At 66.6% G+C, this 14,315-nt stretch carries 17 protein-coding genes; 10 read left to right on the top strand and 7 right to left on the bottom strand.

Going from position 1 to position 14,315, the window contains the following annotated elements; genetic code table 11:
• The first annotated feature begins 9 nt into the window (after nucleotides 1-9).
• Entirely contained in the window at nucleotides 10-1,002 is a 993-nt protein-coding gene (locus ASD05_RS09310) for a Bug family tripartite tricarboxylate transporter substrate binding protein (RefSeq protein ID WP_056590882.1), read from the top strand.
• 133 nt (nucleotides 1,003-1,135) lie between these two features.
• Here ASD05_RS09310 and ASD05_RS09305 read toward each other — a convergent pair whose 3' ends face one another.
• The gene (locus tag ASD05_RS09305) at nucleotides 1,136-1,612 is read right to left on the bottom strand and encodes a molybdenum cofactor biosynthesis protein MoaE (protein ID WP_056520632.1); all 477 of its coding nucleotides are present in this window, start codon (nucleotides 1,610-1,612) and stop codon (nucleotides 1,136-1,138) included.
• A gap of 255 nt (nucleotides 1,613-1,867) precedes the next feature.
• On the opposite strand from ASD05_RS09305, the gene dapA reads away from it, so the two are divergent.
• The gene (dapA, locus tag ASD05_RS09300) at nucleotides 1,868-2,764 is read left to right on the top strand and encodes a 4-hydroxy-tetrahydrodipicolinate synthase (RefSeq protein ID WP_056590771.1); all 897 of its coding nucleotides are present in this window, start codon (nucleotides 1,868-1,870) and stop codon (nucleotides 2,762-2,764) included.
• Here the strand turns inward: dapA and ASD05_RS09295 are convergent.
• Genes ASD05_RS09295 through ASD05_RS09270 form a run of 6 tightly spaced genes read right to left on the bottom strand, consistent with a single transcriptional unit; the run spans nucleotide 2,751 to nucleotide 8,876 of the window.
• The gene (locus ASD05_RS09295) at nucleotides 2,751-3,002 is read right to left on the bottom strand and encodes a MoaD/ThiS family protein (RefSeq protein ID WP_056590769.1); all 252 of its coding nucleotides are present in this window, start codon (nucleotides 3,000-3,002) and stop codon (nucleotides 2,751-2,753) included. The two genes, dapA and ASD05_RS09295, sit on opposite strands and share 14 nt — an antisense overlap.
• 5 nt (nucleotides 3,003-3,007) lie before the next feature.
• Entirely contained in the window at nucleotides 3,008-4,294 is a 1,287-nt protein-coding gene (glp, locus tag ASD05_RS09290) for a gephyrin-like molybdotransferase Glp (RefSeq protein WP_056590766.1), read from the bottom strand.
• On the bottom strand, nucleotides 4,287-4,832 hold the full coding sequence (mobB, locus tag ASD05_RS09285) for a molybdopterin-guanine dinucleotide biosynthesis protein B (RefSeq protein WP_056590763.1): 546 nt from the start codon (nucleotides 4,830-4,832) through the stop codon (nucleotides 4,287-4,289). Before mobB ends, glp begins: the two co-directional genes overlap by 8 nt.
• 18 nt (nucleotides 4,833-4,850) lie before the next feature.
• The gene (gene thrC / locus ASD05_RS09280; protein ID WP_056590761.1) at nucleotides 4,851-6,266 is read right to left on the bottom strand and encodes a threonine synthase; all 1,416 of its coding nucleotides are present in this window, start codon (nucleotides 6,264-6,266) and stop codon (nucleotides 4,851-4,853) included.
• Entirely contained in the window at nucleotides 6,263-7,585 is a 1,323-nt protein-coding gene (locus ASD05_RS09275; RefSeq protein WP_056590756.1) for a homoserine dehydrogenase, read from the bottom strand. The genes thrC and ASD05_RS09275 overlap by 4 nt, the downstream gene beginning before the upstream one ends.
• Before the next feature lie 58 nt (nucleotides 7,586-7,643).
• The gene (locus ASD05_RS09270; RefSeq protein ID WP_056590753.1) at nucleotides 7,644-8,876 is read right to left on the bottom strand and encodes a pyridoxal phosphate-dependent aminotransferase; all 1,233 of its coding nucleotides are present in this window, start codon (nucleotides 8,874-8,876) and stop codon (nucleotides 7,644-7,646) included.
• A 121-nt stretch (nucleotides 8,877-8,997) separates the two neighbouring features.
• Between ASD05_RS09270 and ASD05_RS09265 the strand changes: the two genes are divergently transcribed.
• From ASD05_RS09265 to ASD05_RS09235, 8 genes are all read left to right on the top strand, one after another.
• Nucleotides 8,998-9,381, top strand: a complete 384-nt coding sequence (locus tag ASD05_RS09265; protein WP_056590750.1) for an Mth938-like domain-containing protein — start codon at nucleotides 8,998-9,000, stop codon at nucleotides 9,379-9,381.
• Between the two features lie 149 nt (nucleotides 9,382-9,530).
• Entirely contained in the window at nucleotides 9,531-10,007 is a 477-nt protein-coding gene (locus ASD05_RS09260; RefSeq protein ID WP_007830801.1) for a peroxiredoxin, read from the top strand.
• Between the two features lie 211 nt (nucleotides 10,008-10,218).
• Nucleotides 10,219-11,994: a PhoH family protein gene (locus ASD05_RS09255; protein WP_056590748.1), complete on the top strand. Its 1,776-nt coding sequence runs from the start codon at nucleotides 10,219-10,221 to the stop codon at nucleotides 11,992-11,994.
• Between the two features lie 145 nt (nucleotides 11,995-12,139).
• Nucleotides 12,140-12,517, top strand: a complete 378-nt coding sequence (locus ASD05_RS09250; RefSeq protein WP_007830797.1) for a VOC family protein — start codon at nucleotides 12,140-12,142, stop codon at nucleotides 12,515-12,517.
• Nucleotides 12,518-12,524: 7 nt separating this feature from the next.
• Nucleotides 12,525-12,974, top strand: a complete 450-nt coding sequence (locus ASD05_RS09245) for an EVE domain-containing protein (protein ID WP_056590745.1) — start codon at nucleotides 12,525-12,527, stop codon at nucleotides 12,972-12,974.
• An 11-nt stretch (nucleotides 12,975-12,985) separates the two neighbouring features.
• Nucleotides 12,986-13,435 carry a GyrI-like domain-containing protein gene (locus ASD05_RS09240; RefSeq protein WP_056590742.1) on the top strand — a complete coding sequence of 150 codons (450 nt, stop codon included), beginning with the start codon at nucleotides 12,986-12,988 and terminating at the stop codon, nucleotides 13,433-13,435.
• The gene (locus tag ASD05_RS30915) at nucleotides 13,432-13,563 is read left to right on the top strand and encodes a hypothetical protein (protein ID WP_268810529.1); all 132 of its coding nucleotides are present in this window, start codon (nucleotides 13,432-13,434) and stop codon (nucleotides 13,561-13,563) included. Before ASD05_RS09240 ends, ASD05_RS30915 begins: the two co-directional genes overlap by 4 nt.
• A complete protein-coding gene (locus ASD05_RS09235; protein ID WP_056590738.1) occupies nucleotides 13,563-14,312 on the top strand; it encodes a helix-turn-helix transcriptional regulator in 750 nt (249 codons plus the stop codon). Before ASD05_RS30915 ends, ASD05_RS09235 begins: the two co-directional genes overlap by 1 nt.
• The last annotated feature ends 3 nt before the right edge of the window (nucleotides 14,313-14,315 follow it).

Raw genomic sequence — 14,315 nt, 5'->3', positions numbered from 1 at the left:
GAGTCCATCATGTTCTTTTCAAGGCGCAATGTCGTGTCGCGCGGGGTGCAGCTGCTGCTGGCACTGGGTTTGTCGGGTGCCGTACTGGCTCCCGCACAGGCCCAGAACGGCACGCCGATCCGCCTGCTGGTGGGCTTCCCCGCCGGGGCCGGCAGCGACGCCATTGCACGCACGCTGGGCGAAAAACTCAAGGACGTGCTGGGCGTGCCGGTGGTGGTCGAGAACCGCGCCGGCGCGGGCGGGCAGATCGCGGCGACGGTGCTGAAGTCTTCGCCGGCCGACGGCCACACGCTGTTCCTGTCGCATGACCACACCATCTCGATCCTGCCGCAGGTGGTGAAGAACCCGGGCTTCAACCCTGCCACCGACTTCGTGCCCGTGGCCGGCTTCGCCACCTTCGCCAACGTGCTGGCGGTGTCGGGCGGCACGCCGGCCAAGAGCATCGACGAGTACGTGAAGTGGGTCCGCACGCAGAAGGGCGGCAAGGAAACCATCGGCATCCCGGCGCCGGCCTCGATCCCCGAGTTCCTGGTGAAGATGATCTCGGAGAAGTACAAGATCGACGTGCAGCCCGCGCCCTATCGCGGCAGCGCGCCCATGACGGCCGACATGCTGGGCAACCAGATCACCGCGGGCATCGCCTCGGTGCCGGACTTCATCGAGAACCACAAGGCGGGCAAGGTGCGCATCGTCGCCTCCATCGGCGCCAAGCGTCAGGCGGTGATTCCGAACGTGCCGACCTTCACCGAGCTGGGCTTCGCGAACCTGGAAGACCTGCCCTACTACGGCATCTTCGCGCCGGTGGGCACGCCGCAGCCGATCATCGACAAGTACGGCGACGCGCTGCAGAAGGTACTGGCGATGCCCGACGTGAAGCAGAAGCTGACGACGATGGGGCTGACGGTCGGCTACGAGCCGCAGGGCCAGTTCGCGGGCCGCGTGCGCACGTACACGCAGACCTGGGAACGGATCATTCAAGCGAGCGGCTTCAAACCCCTCTAACCTCTTGCTCCCTCTCCCCTCGGGGAGAGGGTTGGGGTGAGGGCCGGCGGCCTTCGCAAGAGCGAGTTGTCGAATGAGCGCTGCGGCCCCCTCACCCTAACCCTCTCCCCAAGGGGAGAGGGAACAAGACAAGTCAGGCGTTCGGAGCGCTGATGCCCCAGCGCGCCAGCGCCGCGTCGTCGGCCACGCGCGCATCGACCCAGCGGGCGCCTTCGGGCGTCTGCTCTTTCTTCCAGAACGGCGCCTGGGTCTTGAGATAGTCCATCAAGAATTCGCAGGCCTCGAAGCTCTGGCCGCGGTGCGCCGACACCACCGCCACCATCATGATCTGGTCCAGCGGCTGCAAGAGGCCCACGCGGTGGATCACGCGCGCGCCCAGGATATCGAAGCGCTTGTGCGCCTCGTCGATCATGGCCTCGATGGCCTTCTCGGTCATGCCGGGGTAGTGCTCCAGCTCCATCGAAGCCACGCTGCTGCCGTCGTTTCGATCTCGCACGGTTCCCACGAAACTGCAGACAGCACCCACGCGCTTGTCGCCGGCACGCAACGCGGCGACCTCCTGGCCCAGGTCGAAATCGGCTGTCTGGATCGAAACACGCGCAACGCTCATCTCCGGATTGTGGCATCGCGATAGACTGCGGCAATGCCTTGCCTCGCCACGCTCTCCTCAGTGCTTTCGCACCCCGAGAGCCGTTGCGCGCGCCAGGGCAGCAACAAAGCCAAAAAACCAAAGCTCGTCTGACCGGAGCCGAGGTTCCGTCGTCGGATGAGCGACGGAACCTGCAAAAGGCTTTGGCCCCTTTCGGGTTGTGCGCGCATCGGGCGATGGTTCATTCCATCGGTCGATTCCTGAAAGGAAGCCCGCGTGCCTCAACAACAACCAAGCTCCACCACCCCTGATTACTCCGGCTTCTGGGCGGCCCTCGTTACCCCGTTCCGCGATGGCGCGGTAGACCATGCCGCCCTCGCCGCGCTGACGCGGCGGCTCGCCGACGATGGCGTGACGGGCTTCGTGCCCTGCGGCTCGACCGGCGAGGCCGCCGCGCTCGATGAAGCCGAGCAACTGGCCGTGCTCGATACCGTGCTGGCCGCGGCCGGCGAACTGCCGGTGATCATGGGCATTTCCGGCTACCACCTGGGCAAGGCCACGGCCTGGGCTCGCAAGCTCTCGGAACGCCCGCTGGCGGGCCTGCTGGTGGCCGCGCCGCACTACGTACGGCCGTCGCAGGCCGGCCTGCTCGAATGGTTCCGCGCCATCGCCGATGCCAGCACGGTGCCGGTGCTGGTCTATGACATTCCCTATCGCACCGGCGTCACCATCGCTCGCGACACGCTGCTGGCGCTGGCCGAACATCCGCGCATCCGCGGCATCAAGGACTGCGGCGGCGACATGGCCAAGACGCGCGCCGTGATCGCCGACGGCCGGCTGCAGGTTCTGACGGGCGAGGACCACCAGATCTTCGGCACCATGGCCGAAGGCGGCGCGGGCGCCATCGCGGCCAGCGGCAATGTGCAGACGCGCCGCTTCGTGCGGCTGGTGCGTTTGCTGGCGGACAACCGCCTGGCCGAGGCGCGCGCCGAATGGCAGGCGCTGCAACCGCTGGTGGAGATGCTCTTTGCCGAACCGAATCCCGGCCCGCTGAAGGCGCTGCTGGCGCATGCGGGCGAAATGCAGGACGAGTTGCGCTCGCCGATGACCCGCGCATCCGACGGCCTGCGCGAGCGCCTGGTGACGCTCGACGCCTCGCTCAACCGCCCGTGACGGGTGGAAAGAAAGCGACTTCGCAGCCTTCGCCCAAGGCGGCGGCTTCGTCGCTCATCGCCTGATCGAGCGCCATGCGCACCGCCTTGCCGCGTGCAAGCGCGGTGGCGTAGGCGCCGCCCCGGGCGATGAGTTCGTCGCGCAGGGCCGAAAGCGTCCCGGCCTTCGTGTCGACGGTTTCGCCGCTGCTGGAAAGGGCTTCGCGCACCGAGGCGAAGTAACGGATCTGGATCTTCATGTGACTCAACCCAGCAACGACGCGAACGGAATGAAGTCGACGGTGTCGCCCGCCTTGATCGTCCGGCCGGCCGGGTTATCGATCAAGCCATCGCCCCAGACCATCGAGGTCAGCACGCCCGAACTCTGGTTGCCGAACAGGTCGAGGCCACCGTCCGCGTTGCGCCGCGTGCGCAGGAACTCGCGGCGCTTGTCGGCGCGCAACCAGTCGAAATCGGCGCGCATCTTCACCGCTTCCGGCGCGACGCGCGTGGCGCCCTGCAGCGCCAACAGGAAGGGCCGCACGAGCATCAGGAAGGTCAGGAAGCTCGACACCGGATTGCCGGGCAGCCCCGTCACATGGCAGGCGCCCTGCCCGTTGCGGCGCGCGATGGAGCCGTAGGCGAAAGGCTTGCCGGGCTTCATCGACAGCGACCAGAGCTGCAACTCGCCCAGCGATTGCAGTGCCGCGCGGATGTGGTCTTCCTCGCCGACGGAGACGCCGCCGGTGGTGATGATCAAGTCGCTCGTCTCCGCCGCATCGCGCAACGCGGCGATGGTGGCTTCGCGGTCGTCGGGCACGATGCCCAGGTCGTTCACTTCGCAGCCCAGGCGGCGCAGCAGGGCCCGCATGAAGAAGCGGTTGGAGTTGTAGATGGCGCCGGGCTTCATCGCGTCGGGCGCGACCTCGCCGGGCATCACCAATTCGTCGCCAGTGGAGAGCATGGCCACGCGCGGCTTGCGGGCCACCTGCAGGCGGTCGAAGCCCACGCTGGCCGCGAGGCCGAGCGCGGCGGGCGTGAGGCGCTCGCCCTTCTTCAGCACGACGTCGCCCGAGGCCACGTCTTCGCCTGCGCGGCGGATCCATTGGCCGACAGCGGGAACGATGGCGATGCGCACCGAGCCCAGGCTGCCTTCCTGCGGCGTGGCCGTGGTGTCTTCCTGCATCACGACGGCATCGGCGCCTTCGGGGATCTGCGCGCCCGTGAAGATGCGCGCCGCGGTGCCGGCCTCGAGCGGCGTGCCGACGGTACCTGCGGGGATGCGCTGCGTCACCTTCAGTTCGGCGCCCGATGCGGCACAGTCGGCCGCGCGTACGGCGTAGCCGTCCATCGCGCTGTTATCGCGCGGCGGCACGGTGAGGCCGGAGACGAGGTCCTGCGCAAGCACACGGCCGTCGGCGTCGAAGGTACCGACGCTCTCGGCGGGCAGCTTCGGCAATGCCTTCGCGAGCAGGACCGCGATCGCCTCATCGAGCGGCATCAGCGGCGGGCGCGAGGAAGAAGCGGCGAAAGGAACGGGTGAATCAGCCATGGTGATCGGGGTTGTATTCGAAGCGGTCGCCGCTGTCGATCAACCACCTCGCAATGGCCTCGGCGTCGTTGAGGTCGAACAACGGCCGCTCGGTGGGCGACGGCAGGCTGGCGGGCGCATCGGTGGCCACAGCGATGACGAAAGGATCGTCCGCGTACAGCACAGGCCGCGACGGCTCGCCCGCTTCCGGCAGCCGCCAGACCTCGATCTTGAGCACGTCGCTGTGGCGGAAGCCCTCGACCAGCACCCAGTCGGCAGCCGGGTGCACCTCGGCCAGCAGTTGGTGCACGCTGAGTTCGACGGGAGCCTCGAACTCGCGCATCACGGCCAGCCGCTTGTCGGAGGCGACGACCACCTCGAAGGCACCCGCCTCGCGGTGACGATAGGTGTCCTTGCCTGGATGGTCGATGTCGAACTTGTGGTGCGCGTGCTTGACCACCGACACGCGCTGGCCGAGCTGCTTGAACGCCGGGATCAGGCGCTCCAGCAGCGTGGTCTTGCCCGCGCCCGAATAGCCGGCGAAACCGACGACTTTCATGTCCCGGCGCGACCGCGATCAGTCACAGTTTTCGGCGATGTAAGCCTTGACGGCCTCGGCATCCGCAGGCAGCTTGACGACGCGCTTGGGCAGCGCCTCGATGCCTTCGAACTTCTTCGGCCGCGCGGGCTCCGCGCCGAGCGCCTCGACGAGCGTGGCCGCGAACTTGATCGGCAGCGCGGTTTCGAGCACCACCATCGGCACGCCGGGCACGAGCTGTTCGCGCGCGGCCTTCAGGCCGTCTGCCGTGTGCGGGTCGACCAGCGTGGCAAAGCGCTTGTCGGTGTCGCGAATGGTGGCCAGGCGGTCGGCGTGCGTGCTGCGGCCGCTCTTGAAGCCGAAGCGTTCGGCGGCCTGCTTGAACGCCGGGTCGGCGCTGAGGTCGAAGCTGCCCTGCAGGCCCAGGTCGTCCACGAACAGCTTGCGCAGCTTGGCCGCATCGCGCCCGACCAGGTCGAACACGAAGCGCTCGAAGTTGCTGGCCTTGCTGATGTCCATCGACGGGCTGGAGGTCTCGTGCGTGTCGACGGCCGCGCGCACGCGGTAGACGCCGGTGCGGAAGAACTCGTCGAGCACGTCGTTCTCGTTGGTGGCGACCACCAGCGTCTGGATGGGCAGGCCCATCGAACGCGCCACGTGGCCCGCACAGACGTTGCCGAAGTTGCCCGAGGGCACGGTGAAGCTCACCGGCTTGTCGTTGCTCGCCGTGGCCTGGAAATAGCCGGCGAAGTAGTAGACGACCTGCGCCAGCAGCCGCGCCCAGTTGATCGAGTTGACGGTGCCGATGCGGTACTTGCGCTTGAAGCCCAGGTCGTTCGACACGGCCTTGACGATGTCCTGGCAATCGTCGAACACGCCGGTGATGGCGATGTTGTGGATGTTCTCGTCCTGCAGGCTGAACATCTGCGCCTGCTGGAACGGGCTCATGCGGCCGTCGGGCGAGGTCATGAAGACGCGCACGCCCTTCTTGCCGCGCATGGCGTATTCGGCCGCGCTGCCGGTGTCGCCGCTGGTGGCGCCGAGGATGTTGAGCTCCGCGCCGCGGCGGGCCAGCTCGTACTCGAACAGGTTGCCCAGCAGCTGCATCGCCATGTCCTTGAAGGCCAGCGTGGGGCCGTTGGACAGGGCTTCGAGGTACACGCCGTCCTCGAGCTCGCGCAGCGGCACGATCTCGTCGGTGCCGAACACTTCGGCGGTGTAGGTCTTCGCGCAGATCGCCTTCAGGTCGGCCGGCGGAATGTCGTCGATGTAGAGCGAGAGGATCTCGAAGGCCAGTTCGGCGTACGGCAGCGCGCGCCATTTGGCGAGCGTGGCAGTGTCGACCTGCGGATACGCCTCGGGCAGATAGAGGCCTCCATCGGGCGCAAGGCCTTCGAGGAGGATTTCGCAGAAGCGCTTGCGGTCCGGGTGGCCGCGGGTGCTCAGGTAGTTCACTTCAACTCTTCCTTGCGGATGCGCACGATGGGTTCGAGCACGGTCGGCAGTGCTTGCAATTCGGCGATCACGTCGTTGACGGTGCCTTCGCGCGCGTCATGCGTGAGGATGATCAGGTCGGTCTGCGTGGAACCTTCGCCGCCCACCTCGTCGGCTTCGCGCTGCAGCACGGCGTCGATGCTGATGCCGGCGGTGGCCAGCAGGCCCGTGACCTTGGCGAGCACGCCGGCCTGGTCGGCCACGCGCAGGCGCAGGTAGTAGCTGGTGACGACTTCCGACATCGGCAGCACCTTCAGGTCGCTCATTGCGTCGGGATGGAAGGCCAGGTGCGGCACGCGGTGCGCGGCGTCGGCCGTGTGCAGGCGGGTAATGTCGACGAGGTCGGCGATCACGGCGCTGGCGGTCGGCTCGCTGCCCGCGCCCTTGCCGTAGTAGAGCGTGGTGCCCACGGCGTCGCCGTGCACCACCACCGCGTTCATAGCGCCTTCGACGTTGGCAAGCAGGCGCTTGGACGGCACCAGCGACGGGTGCACGCGCAGCTCGATGCCCTTGGCGGTGCGCTTGGTAACGCCCAGCAGCTTGATGCGGTAGCCCAGCTGCTCGGCGTACCTGATGTCCTGCGCGGCGAGCTTGGTGATGCCCTCGATGTGGGCCTTGTCGAACTGCACCGGAATGCCGAAGGCGATGGCGCTCATCAGCGTGACCTTGTGGCCGGCGTCCACGCCCTCGATGTCGAAGGTCGGATCGGCTTCGGCGTAGCCCAGGCGTTGCGCTTCTTTGAGCACGGTCGCGAAGTCCAGGCCCTTGTCGCGCATCTCAGACAGGATGAAGTTGGTGGTGCCGTTGATGATCCCGGCCAGCCACTGGATGCTGTTGGCCGTGAGGCCTTCGCGCAGCGCCTTGATGATCGGGATGCCGCCGGCCACCGCAGCCTCGAAGGCCACCATCACGCCCTTGGCGTGCGCGGCCGCGAAGATCTCGGTGCCGTGCACGGCGAGCAACGCCTTGTTGGCCGTCACCACGTGCTTGCCGGCCGCGATGGCCTCGAGCACCAGCTGCTTGGCGATGCCGTAGCCGCCGATCAGCTCGATGACGATGTCGATGTCGGGGTTGGCGATGACTTCGCGCGCATCGGCAACCACCTTGACGCCCTCGCCGGCCACTTCGCGAGCGCGGGCGGTGTCGAGGTCGGCCACCATGGTGATCTCGATGCCGCGGCCGGCGCGGCGCTTGATCTCTTCCTGGTTGCGTTGCAGCACCTTGAAGGTGCCGCTGCCGACCGTGCCTGCACCGAGCAGGCCTACTTGGATGGGTTTCATTGGGATGGTCGCGTTCATGGTTTCGATGGTGTGGCGGCAGCAGCGATGCAGGCAGGCTTCATGGGCGCGACTTGCGGCGCAGGCGGTACTGCTCCAGGAACCTCGCGATGCGGTTGATGGCCTCGCGCAGGTCGTCCTCATGGGGCAGGAACACGATGCGGAAGTGATCCGGCGTGGCCCAGTTGAAGCCGGTGCCCTGCACCAGCATCACGCGGGTGTCCTTCAGCAGCTCGAGGAAGAACTGGCGGTCGTCGTCGATCGGATAGACCTCCGGATCGAGCTTGGGAAACATATAGAGCGCGGCGCTGGGCTTGACGCAGCTCACGCCCGGAATGGCGGTGATCAGTTCGTAGGCCAGGTCGCGCTGGCGGCGCAGGCGGCCGCCCTCGCACACGAGATCGTTGATGCTCTGGTAGCCGCCGAGCGCGGTCTGGATGGCCCACTGGCCCGGCACGTTGGCGCACAGGCGCATGTTCGAGAGCATGTTCAGGCCCTCGATGTAGTCCTGCGCGCTGCGCTTGTCGCCCGACACCACGAGCCAGCCGGCGCGGTAGCCGCACGAGCGGTAGCTCTTGGAAAGCGAATTGAAGGTGAGCGTGAGCACGTCGCTCGACAGGCTGGCGATGGCGGTGTGCTTGATGCCGTCGTACAGGACCTTGTCGTAGACCTCGTCGGCGAAGATCACGAGGCCGTGTTCGCGCGCGATGCCCACGATGCTCTTGAGCAGTTCGTCGGAATACAGCGCACCGGTCGGGTTGTTCGGGTTGATGACCACGATGCCCTTGGTGCGCGGCGTGATCTTGGCGCGGATGTCGTCAAGGTTCGGCATCCAGCCGTTGGCCTCGTCGCACAGGTAGTGCACCGGCGTGCCGCCCGACAGGCTCGTGGAGGCGGTCCACAGCGGGTAGTCGGGGGCTGGCAGCAGCAGTTCGTCGCCGTCGTTGAGCAGCGCGTTCGTGGACATGGCGATAAGTTCGCTGGCGCCGTTGCCCAGGTAGATGTCGTCGAGGGTGACGCCCGCAATGCCCTGCTTCTGCGTCTCGTGCATCACCGCCTTGCGCGCGGCAAAGACGCCCTTGCTATCCGAGTAACCGGCCGATGCGGGCAGGTTGCGGATCATGTCCTGCTGGATTTCCTCGGGAGCATCGAAGCCGAACACGGCGAGGTTGCCGATGTTGAGCCTGATGATCTTCTGGCCGTCCTCTTCCATCTGCTTGGCGGCATCCATGATGGGACCGCGGATGTCATAGAGAACGTTGGCCAGCTTGGCCGATTTCTTGAGCTGCTTCAAAGGGCCCTCCCGGGCGCGGATTAACGGGTTGAAACGGGTTGCTTACTCGAAGGCAAAGGCCCTTGCGAGCCCCGTGGCACTAGGGAAAACCTATAATTTGACCACAGTTCCCAGTGCCCAGATGAAGCTCCAGCCCGACAAATCCGACGCCCAGTCCCTTACCGCGCACGGCCCCGGCTGGGTTGCGATCAACAACGAAAAGGTCGAAGGCAGCGTAGTGGTGGGCTCGCGCGGCGAGCGCTTCGAATGGAATTGCTCGAGCTTCGACCAGCTCGGCGCCGAACATTTCGAGCAACTGGCCTCCCTGGGCGCGGAATTGATCATTTTCGGCAGCGGAAACCGCATCCGCTTTCCCCAGCCTGGCTGGCTGAAGCCCCTGATGGCGCAACGCACCGGTGTGGAGACCATGGACACCGCTGCCGCCTGCCGAACCTACAACATCCTGGCTGGAGAAGGCCGGCACGTGATCGCCGCCCTGCTGGTCGAGAGCCCGCCGCGTGGCTGAGAGAGGTGTTTTCGGGGTAAAATACCGGGTTGCGAACAGGCCAGCTACCCCTAAGTTAGCAACGACCAATCCTCCATTCCTTGAGCAAGCCCCGTCCGAAACGGGGCGAGAGGGCTCAGGAGCGGAATCTAACGGAGAAAACAAGTTTCATGGCGATCGTTGTCAACAAACCCATTCCTGAATTCGACGCCAACGCCACGGGCGGCCTCAAGGTCTCGAATACCTCGCATCTCGGCCATGTGCTGGTCATGTATTTTTACCCGAAAGATAACACTCCGGGTTGCACTACCGAAGCCATGCAGTTCCGCGACCGCTATAAGGACTTCGAAAAGGCCGGTGCCACGGTGTTCGGCGTATCCCGCGACAACATGAAGTCGCACGACGAATTCAAGGCCAAGCTCGAGCTGCCCTTCGAACTCATCGCCGACACCGAAGAAAAAATGTGCCACATGTTCGGTGTCGTCAAGAACAAGATCATGTACGGCAAGAAGGTCAAGGGCATCGAGCGCAGCACCTTCCTGATCGGCGCCGACGGCATCCTGAAGGCCGAATGGCGCGGGCTCAAGGTTCCTGGCCATGTCGACGACGTGCTCAAGGCCGTCAAGGCGCTCAAGAAGGCCGCCTGACCGCCTCCCGGCGAGCCGGACGTGCGCTTTTCCGCTCTTGCGTGGGAAATGCCCAACGCAGTGCGTAAAGTGCCCCCGGCGCGTCATCCGCGGTGTGCATAATGGGCTCATGCCGTTGAGCTCCACGACCGCATCCCCCGAACAAAGCCGCCTTGGTCTTCAGGCGGCTTTTTTGTTTTCTGGTTCCCACTTTCTGCGAGCGATCTGACACATGCCATTGCCTCCCGCCCCCACGAAACGCGCTGCATTGCTCTCGCCGGACGCGATCGACGCACCCGCCCGGTCCTCGCACAGGGGTTCGCGCCGCTCCGGCGATTCGCGCGCTGACGAGACCACGGCGCGCAGCCCGCAGCCGCTGGAACTGTTCGACAGCCTCGGCACCGACGGTGCCGGCGGCGGCGAGACCGTGCGTCCGGCACGCCGGGCCAAGTCGAAACCGGCGCCCGCGCCCGTGAGCGCGCCCCAGCCGCAAGCCCTCATCCAGGTTGAGACGAAGGCACCGGTCGTCGCCGTTTCCCCTGCTCCCGCCCCGGCGCCGCAGGCACCGGCGCGGCCCAAACGCAGCAAATCCACCGGCCCCGCCAAGCTGTTCGTGCTCGACACGAACGTGCTGCTGCATGACCCGATGTGCCTGTTCCGCTTCGAGGAGCACGACATCTTCCTGCCGATGATCGTGCTGGAAGAGCTCGACGGCCACAAGAAAGGCACCACCGAAGTCGCGCGCAACGGCCGCCAGACCAGCCGCACGCTCGACGCGCTGGCCGCCGCGCAGGACGCCGACATCGACAGGGGCCTGAAGCTCGACACCACCGGCCACCGCGAGGCCGGCGGCCGGCTGTTCTTCCAGACCGCCCCGCTCGACTACTCGCTGCCGATCAGCCTGCCCCAGGGCAAGGCCGACAACCAGATCCTCGGCGTGGTGCACGCGCTGCGCGACGAGTACGCCAAGGACCGACCGGGCAAGCCGAAGCAGGAAGTGGTGCTGGTGTCGAAGGACATCAACATGCGCGTCAAGGCGCGTGCGCTGGGCCTGGCCGCCGACGACTACCAGAACGACAAGACGCTGGAAGACGGCGACCTGCTGTACGCCGGCTCGCTGGCGCTGCCGCCCGACTTCTGGACCCGCCAGAGCAAGACGGTCGAGAGCTGGCAGAGCGGCAGCAACACCTTCTACCGGATCAGCGGCCCGCTGGTGCCCAACCTGTACATCAACCAGTTCGTGTACTTCGAGGCGCCCGGCGAGCCGAGCATGTACGCCCGCGTCACCGAGATCCGCGACAAGACCGCGGTGCTCAAGACGCTGAAGGACTACAGCTCGGGCAAGAATGCGGTCTGGGGCGTGAACACGCGCAACCGCGAGCAGAACTTCGCGATGAACCTGCTGATGGACCCGGAGATCGACTTCGTCACGCTGACCGGCACCGCCGGCACCGGCAAGACCCTGATGGCGCTGGCCTCCGGCCTCACGCAGGTGCTCGACGACCGCCGCTACACCGAGATCATCATGACCCGCGCGACCGTGAGCGTCGGTGAGGACATCGGCTTCCTGCCCGGCACCGAAGAAGAAAAGATGGGCCCCTGGATGGGCGCGCTCGACGACAACCTCGAGTTCCTGGCCAAGGGCGACGGCGGCGGTGCCGGCGAATGGGGCCGCGCGGCCACCAACGAGCTGATCCGCAGCCGCATCAAGGTCAAGAGCATGAACTTCATGCGCGGGCGCACCTTCCTCAACAAGTACGTGATCATCGACGAGGCGCAGAATCTCACGCCCAAGCAGATGAAGACGCTGATCACCCGTGCCGGCCCCGGCACCAAGATCATCTGCATGGGCAATCTCGCGCAGATCGACACGCCGTACCTCACGGAAGGCTCCTCGGGCCTCACCTTCGCCGTCGACAAGTTCAAGGGCTGGCCGCACGGCGGGCACATCACGCTGGCGCGCGGCGAACGCTCGCGGCTGGCGGATTTCGCGAGCGACGTGCTCTAAGCCGCGGCCCCTGGCCGACAAGAGCCCGCGTGCCCCAAGGGGCATCGCGGGCTTTTTTTCGCCTGCGATGACAGCCTGCTGACAAGACGTTGTCAGGAGCCGGCCCGCACCATCGGGGCTCCTTCAACCACACGAAAGAACACCCATGTACAAGCAGAACGCCATCAGCTGGTTCGAGATCCCCGTCGCCGACATGGACCGTGCGCAAACCTTCTACGAAACCGTGCTGGCCCGCAAGCTGCGCCGCGAGAACTTCGGCGGCCAGACGCTGGCCGTGTTCCCCTACGACGATCCCGCCACCGGCGGCGCCCTGCAGGCCGGTGCCAACGCGAGCGCGCGCGCCGGCACGGGCATCCGCATCTACCTCGACTGCATGCCCAGCATCGACGCCGTGCTCGCGCGGGTCGAGGCGGCCGGGGGCCAGATCGTGGCGCCCAAGTCCGCGCTGCCGCCCGGCATGGGCTTCATCGCCCACCTGCGCGACACCGAAGGCAACGAGGTCGGCCTCCACTCCCTGGAGTGATTCCGTCATGACGCAACGCAACTGGATCGCCGTGGCCAGCGCCGAGCATGCACGGCGCGGCCGCGACCACCGGCCGCTCGGCTTCATGCAGGTCGGCCATGGCAAGCATGCGCCGCTCAAGCGGGTCGCGGCGGGCGACCGCGTCGTCTACTACTCGCCGGCCACGGTGTTCGGCGGCACGGACAAGCTGCAGAGCTTCGTGTCGATCGGCGTCGTGCAGCCCGGCGAGCCTTACGAGTTCGACATGGGCGACGGCTTCGTGCCGTGGCGGCGCGACGTGGCCTACGCGGCCGGGTGCGAGGCGCCGATCGCGCCATTGATCGAGCGCCTGGCCTTCATCGAGAACCCCAGGCAATGGGGCTACAAGTTTCGCTTCGGCATGTTCGACATCACCGATGCCGACATGAAGCTGATCGTCCGGGCCATGAAGGCCGATCCGAAGACGCTGGCACTTTGAGGACAAGCCCTATGGAACCCATCCGCCAACACCAGGACGCCTTCCGCGTCGCGGGCCTCACCGCCCGCACCACCAACCGTGAAGAAAACGACCCCGCCACGGCCCGCATCGGCGCGCTGTGGGATCGGTTCTTCGGCGAACAGACATACGAGTCGACGCCGCACCGCACCACTGACGTCCGCCTCTTCGGTGTCTACTCGGCCTACGAGTCGGACGCCCGCGACGCCTTCGACGTGACGACGGGCGTCGCCGTCTCGGGCGGCGAAGGCAGCCTTGCCATCGAGGCTGGCAACTACCTCGTGTTCACCGGCCAGGGCAAGATGCCGCAGATGATCATCGCCACCTGGCAGCGCATCTGGCAGTATTTCGAAGCTCACCCGGAAATCGCGCGCAGCTACCGCAGCGATTTCGAAGCCTACGAAGGGCCTGACAGGGTGGCGGTCTACATCGGAGTTTCATGAACATCAGGAAAAACCGGCGCGCCCGGCTGGCTGGCTGCCTTCATCTGCCGAACGTCAAGGCGGCCATGCAGCGCGGCAAGCACTGCTTCGTCGAAGGCTTCGCGAAGAAGCTCACCGAAACCCGCTGATGCGCCGCGCCGACCGCCTCTTCCAACTCGTGCAGCTCATCCGCGGACGCCGGCTCACCACGGCTGCGTTCCTGGCGCAGCGCCTCGAGGTGTCGGAGCGCACGGTGTACCGCGACGTGGCCGACCTGCAGCACCAGGGTGTGCCCATCGAGGGCGAGGCCGGCGTGGGTTACCGGCTGGGCGCGGGCTTCGAGCTGCCGCCGCTGATGTTCACGCAGGACGAGGCCTCAGCGCTGATGGCCGCGGCGCGGCTCGCGCAGAGCTGGGTCGATCCGGCACTGGCGCGCGACATCGAGACCGGGCTGGGCAAGATCCTGTCGGTGCTGCCGCCGGCGGCACGCGTCTCGGCCGAGGCGCTGGCACTCTATGCCCCCGCAATGGGCCTGGACGACACGCTGCGCACGCGGCTGCAGACGCTGCGCGAGGCGGTGCAGTCGCACAACAAGCTGCGACTGAGCTACCACGATGTGTCGGGCGATGCGAGCGAACGCACGGTTCGGCCGCTCGGCTGCTTCTACTGGGGCAAGGTCTGGACGCTCTCGACCTGGTGCGAGCTGCGCAACGACTTCCGAGGCTTTCGCCTCGACCGCATGGACACGATCGAAATGCTGCCCGAGCGCTTTCGCGACGAACCCGGCAAGACGCTGGCCGACCTGCTGCGGCAGGTGAAGGCCGAGACGGCGCACGGCAAGGCGATAAAGCAAAAGCCACCAGCCTCGCCGCCCTGGTCCGGCAGCAACGCTGGCTGACGC

This window comes from Variovorax sp. Root434 (assembly GCF_001426595.1).
In the GTDB taxonomy this organism is placed as follows: Bacteria; Pseudomonadota; Gammaproteobacteria; order Burkholderiales; family Burkholderiaceae_C; genus Variovorax.
The sequence above is the reverse complement of the archived record's forward strand: the minus strand, read 5'-3'. Positions and strand labels throughout refer to the sequence as shown.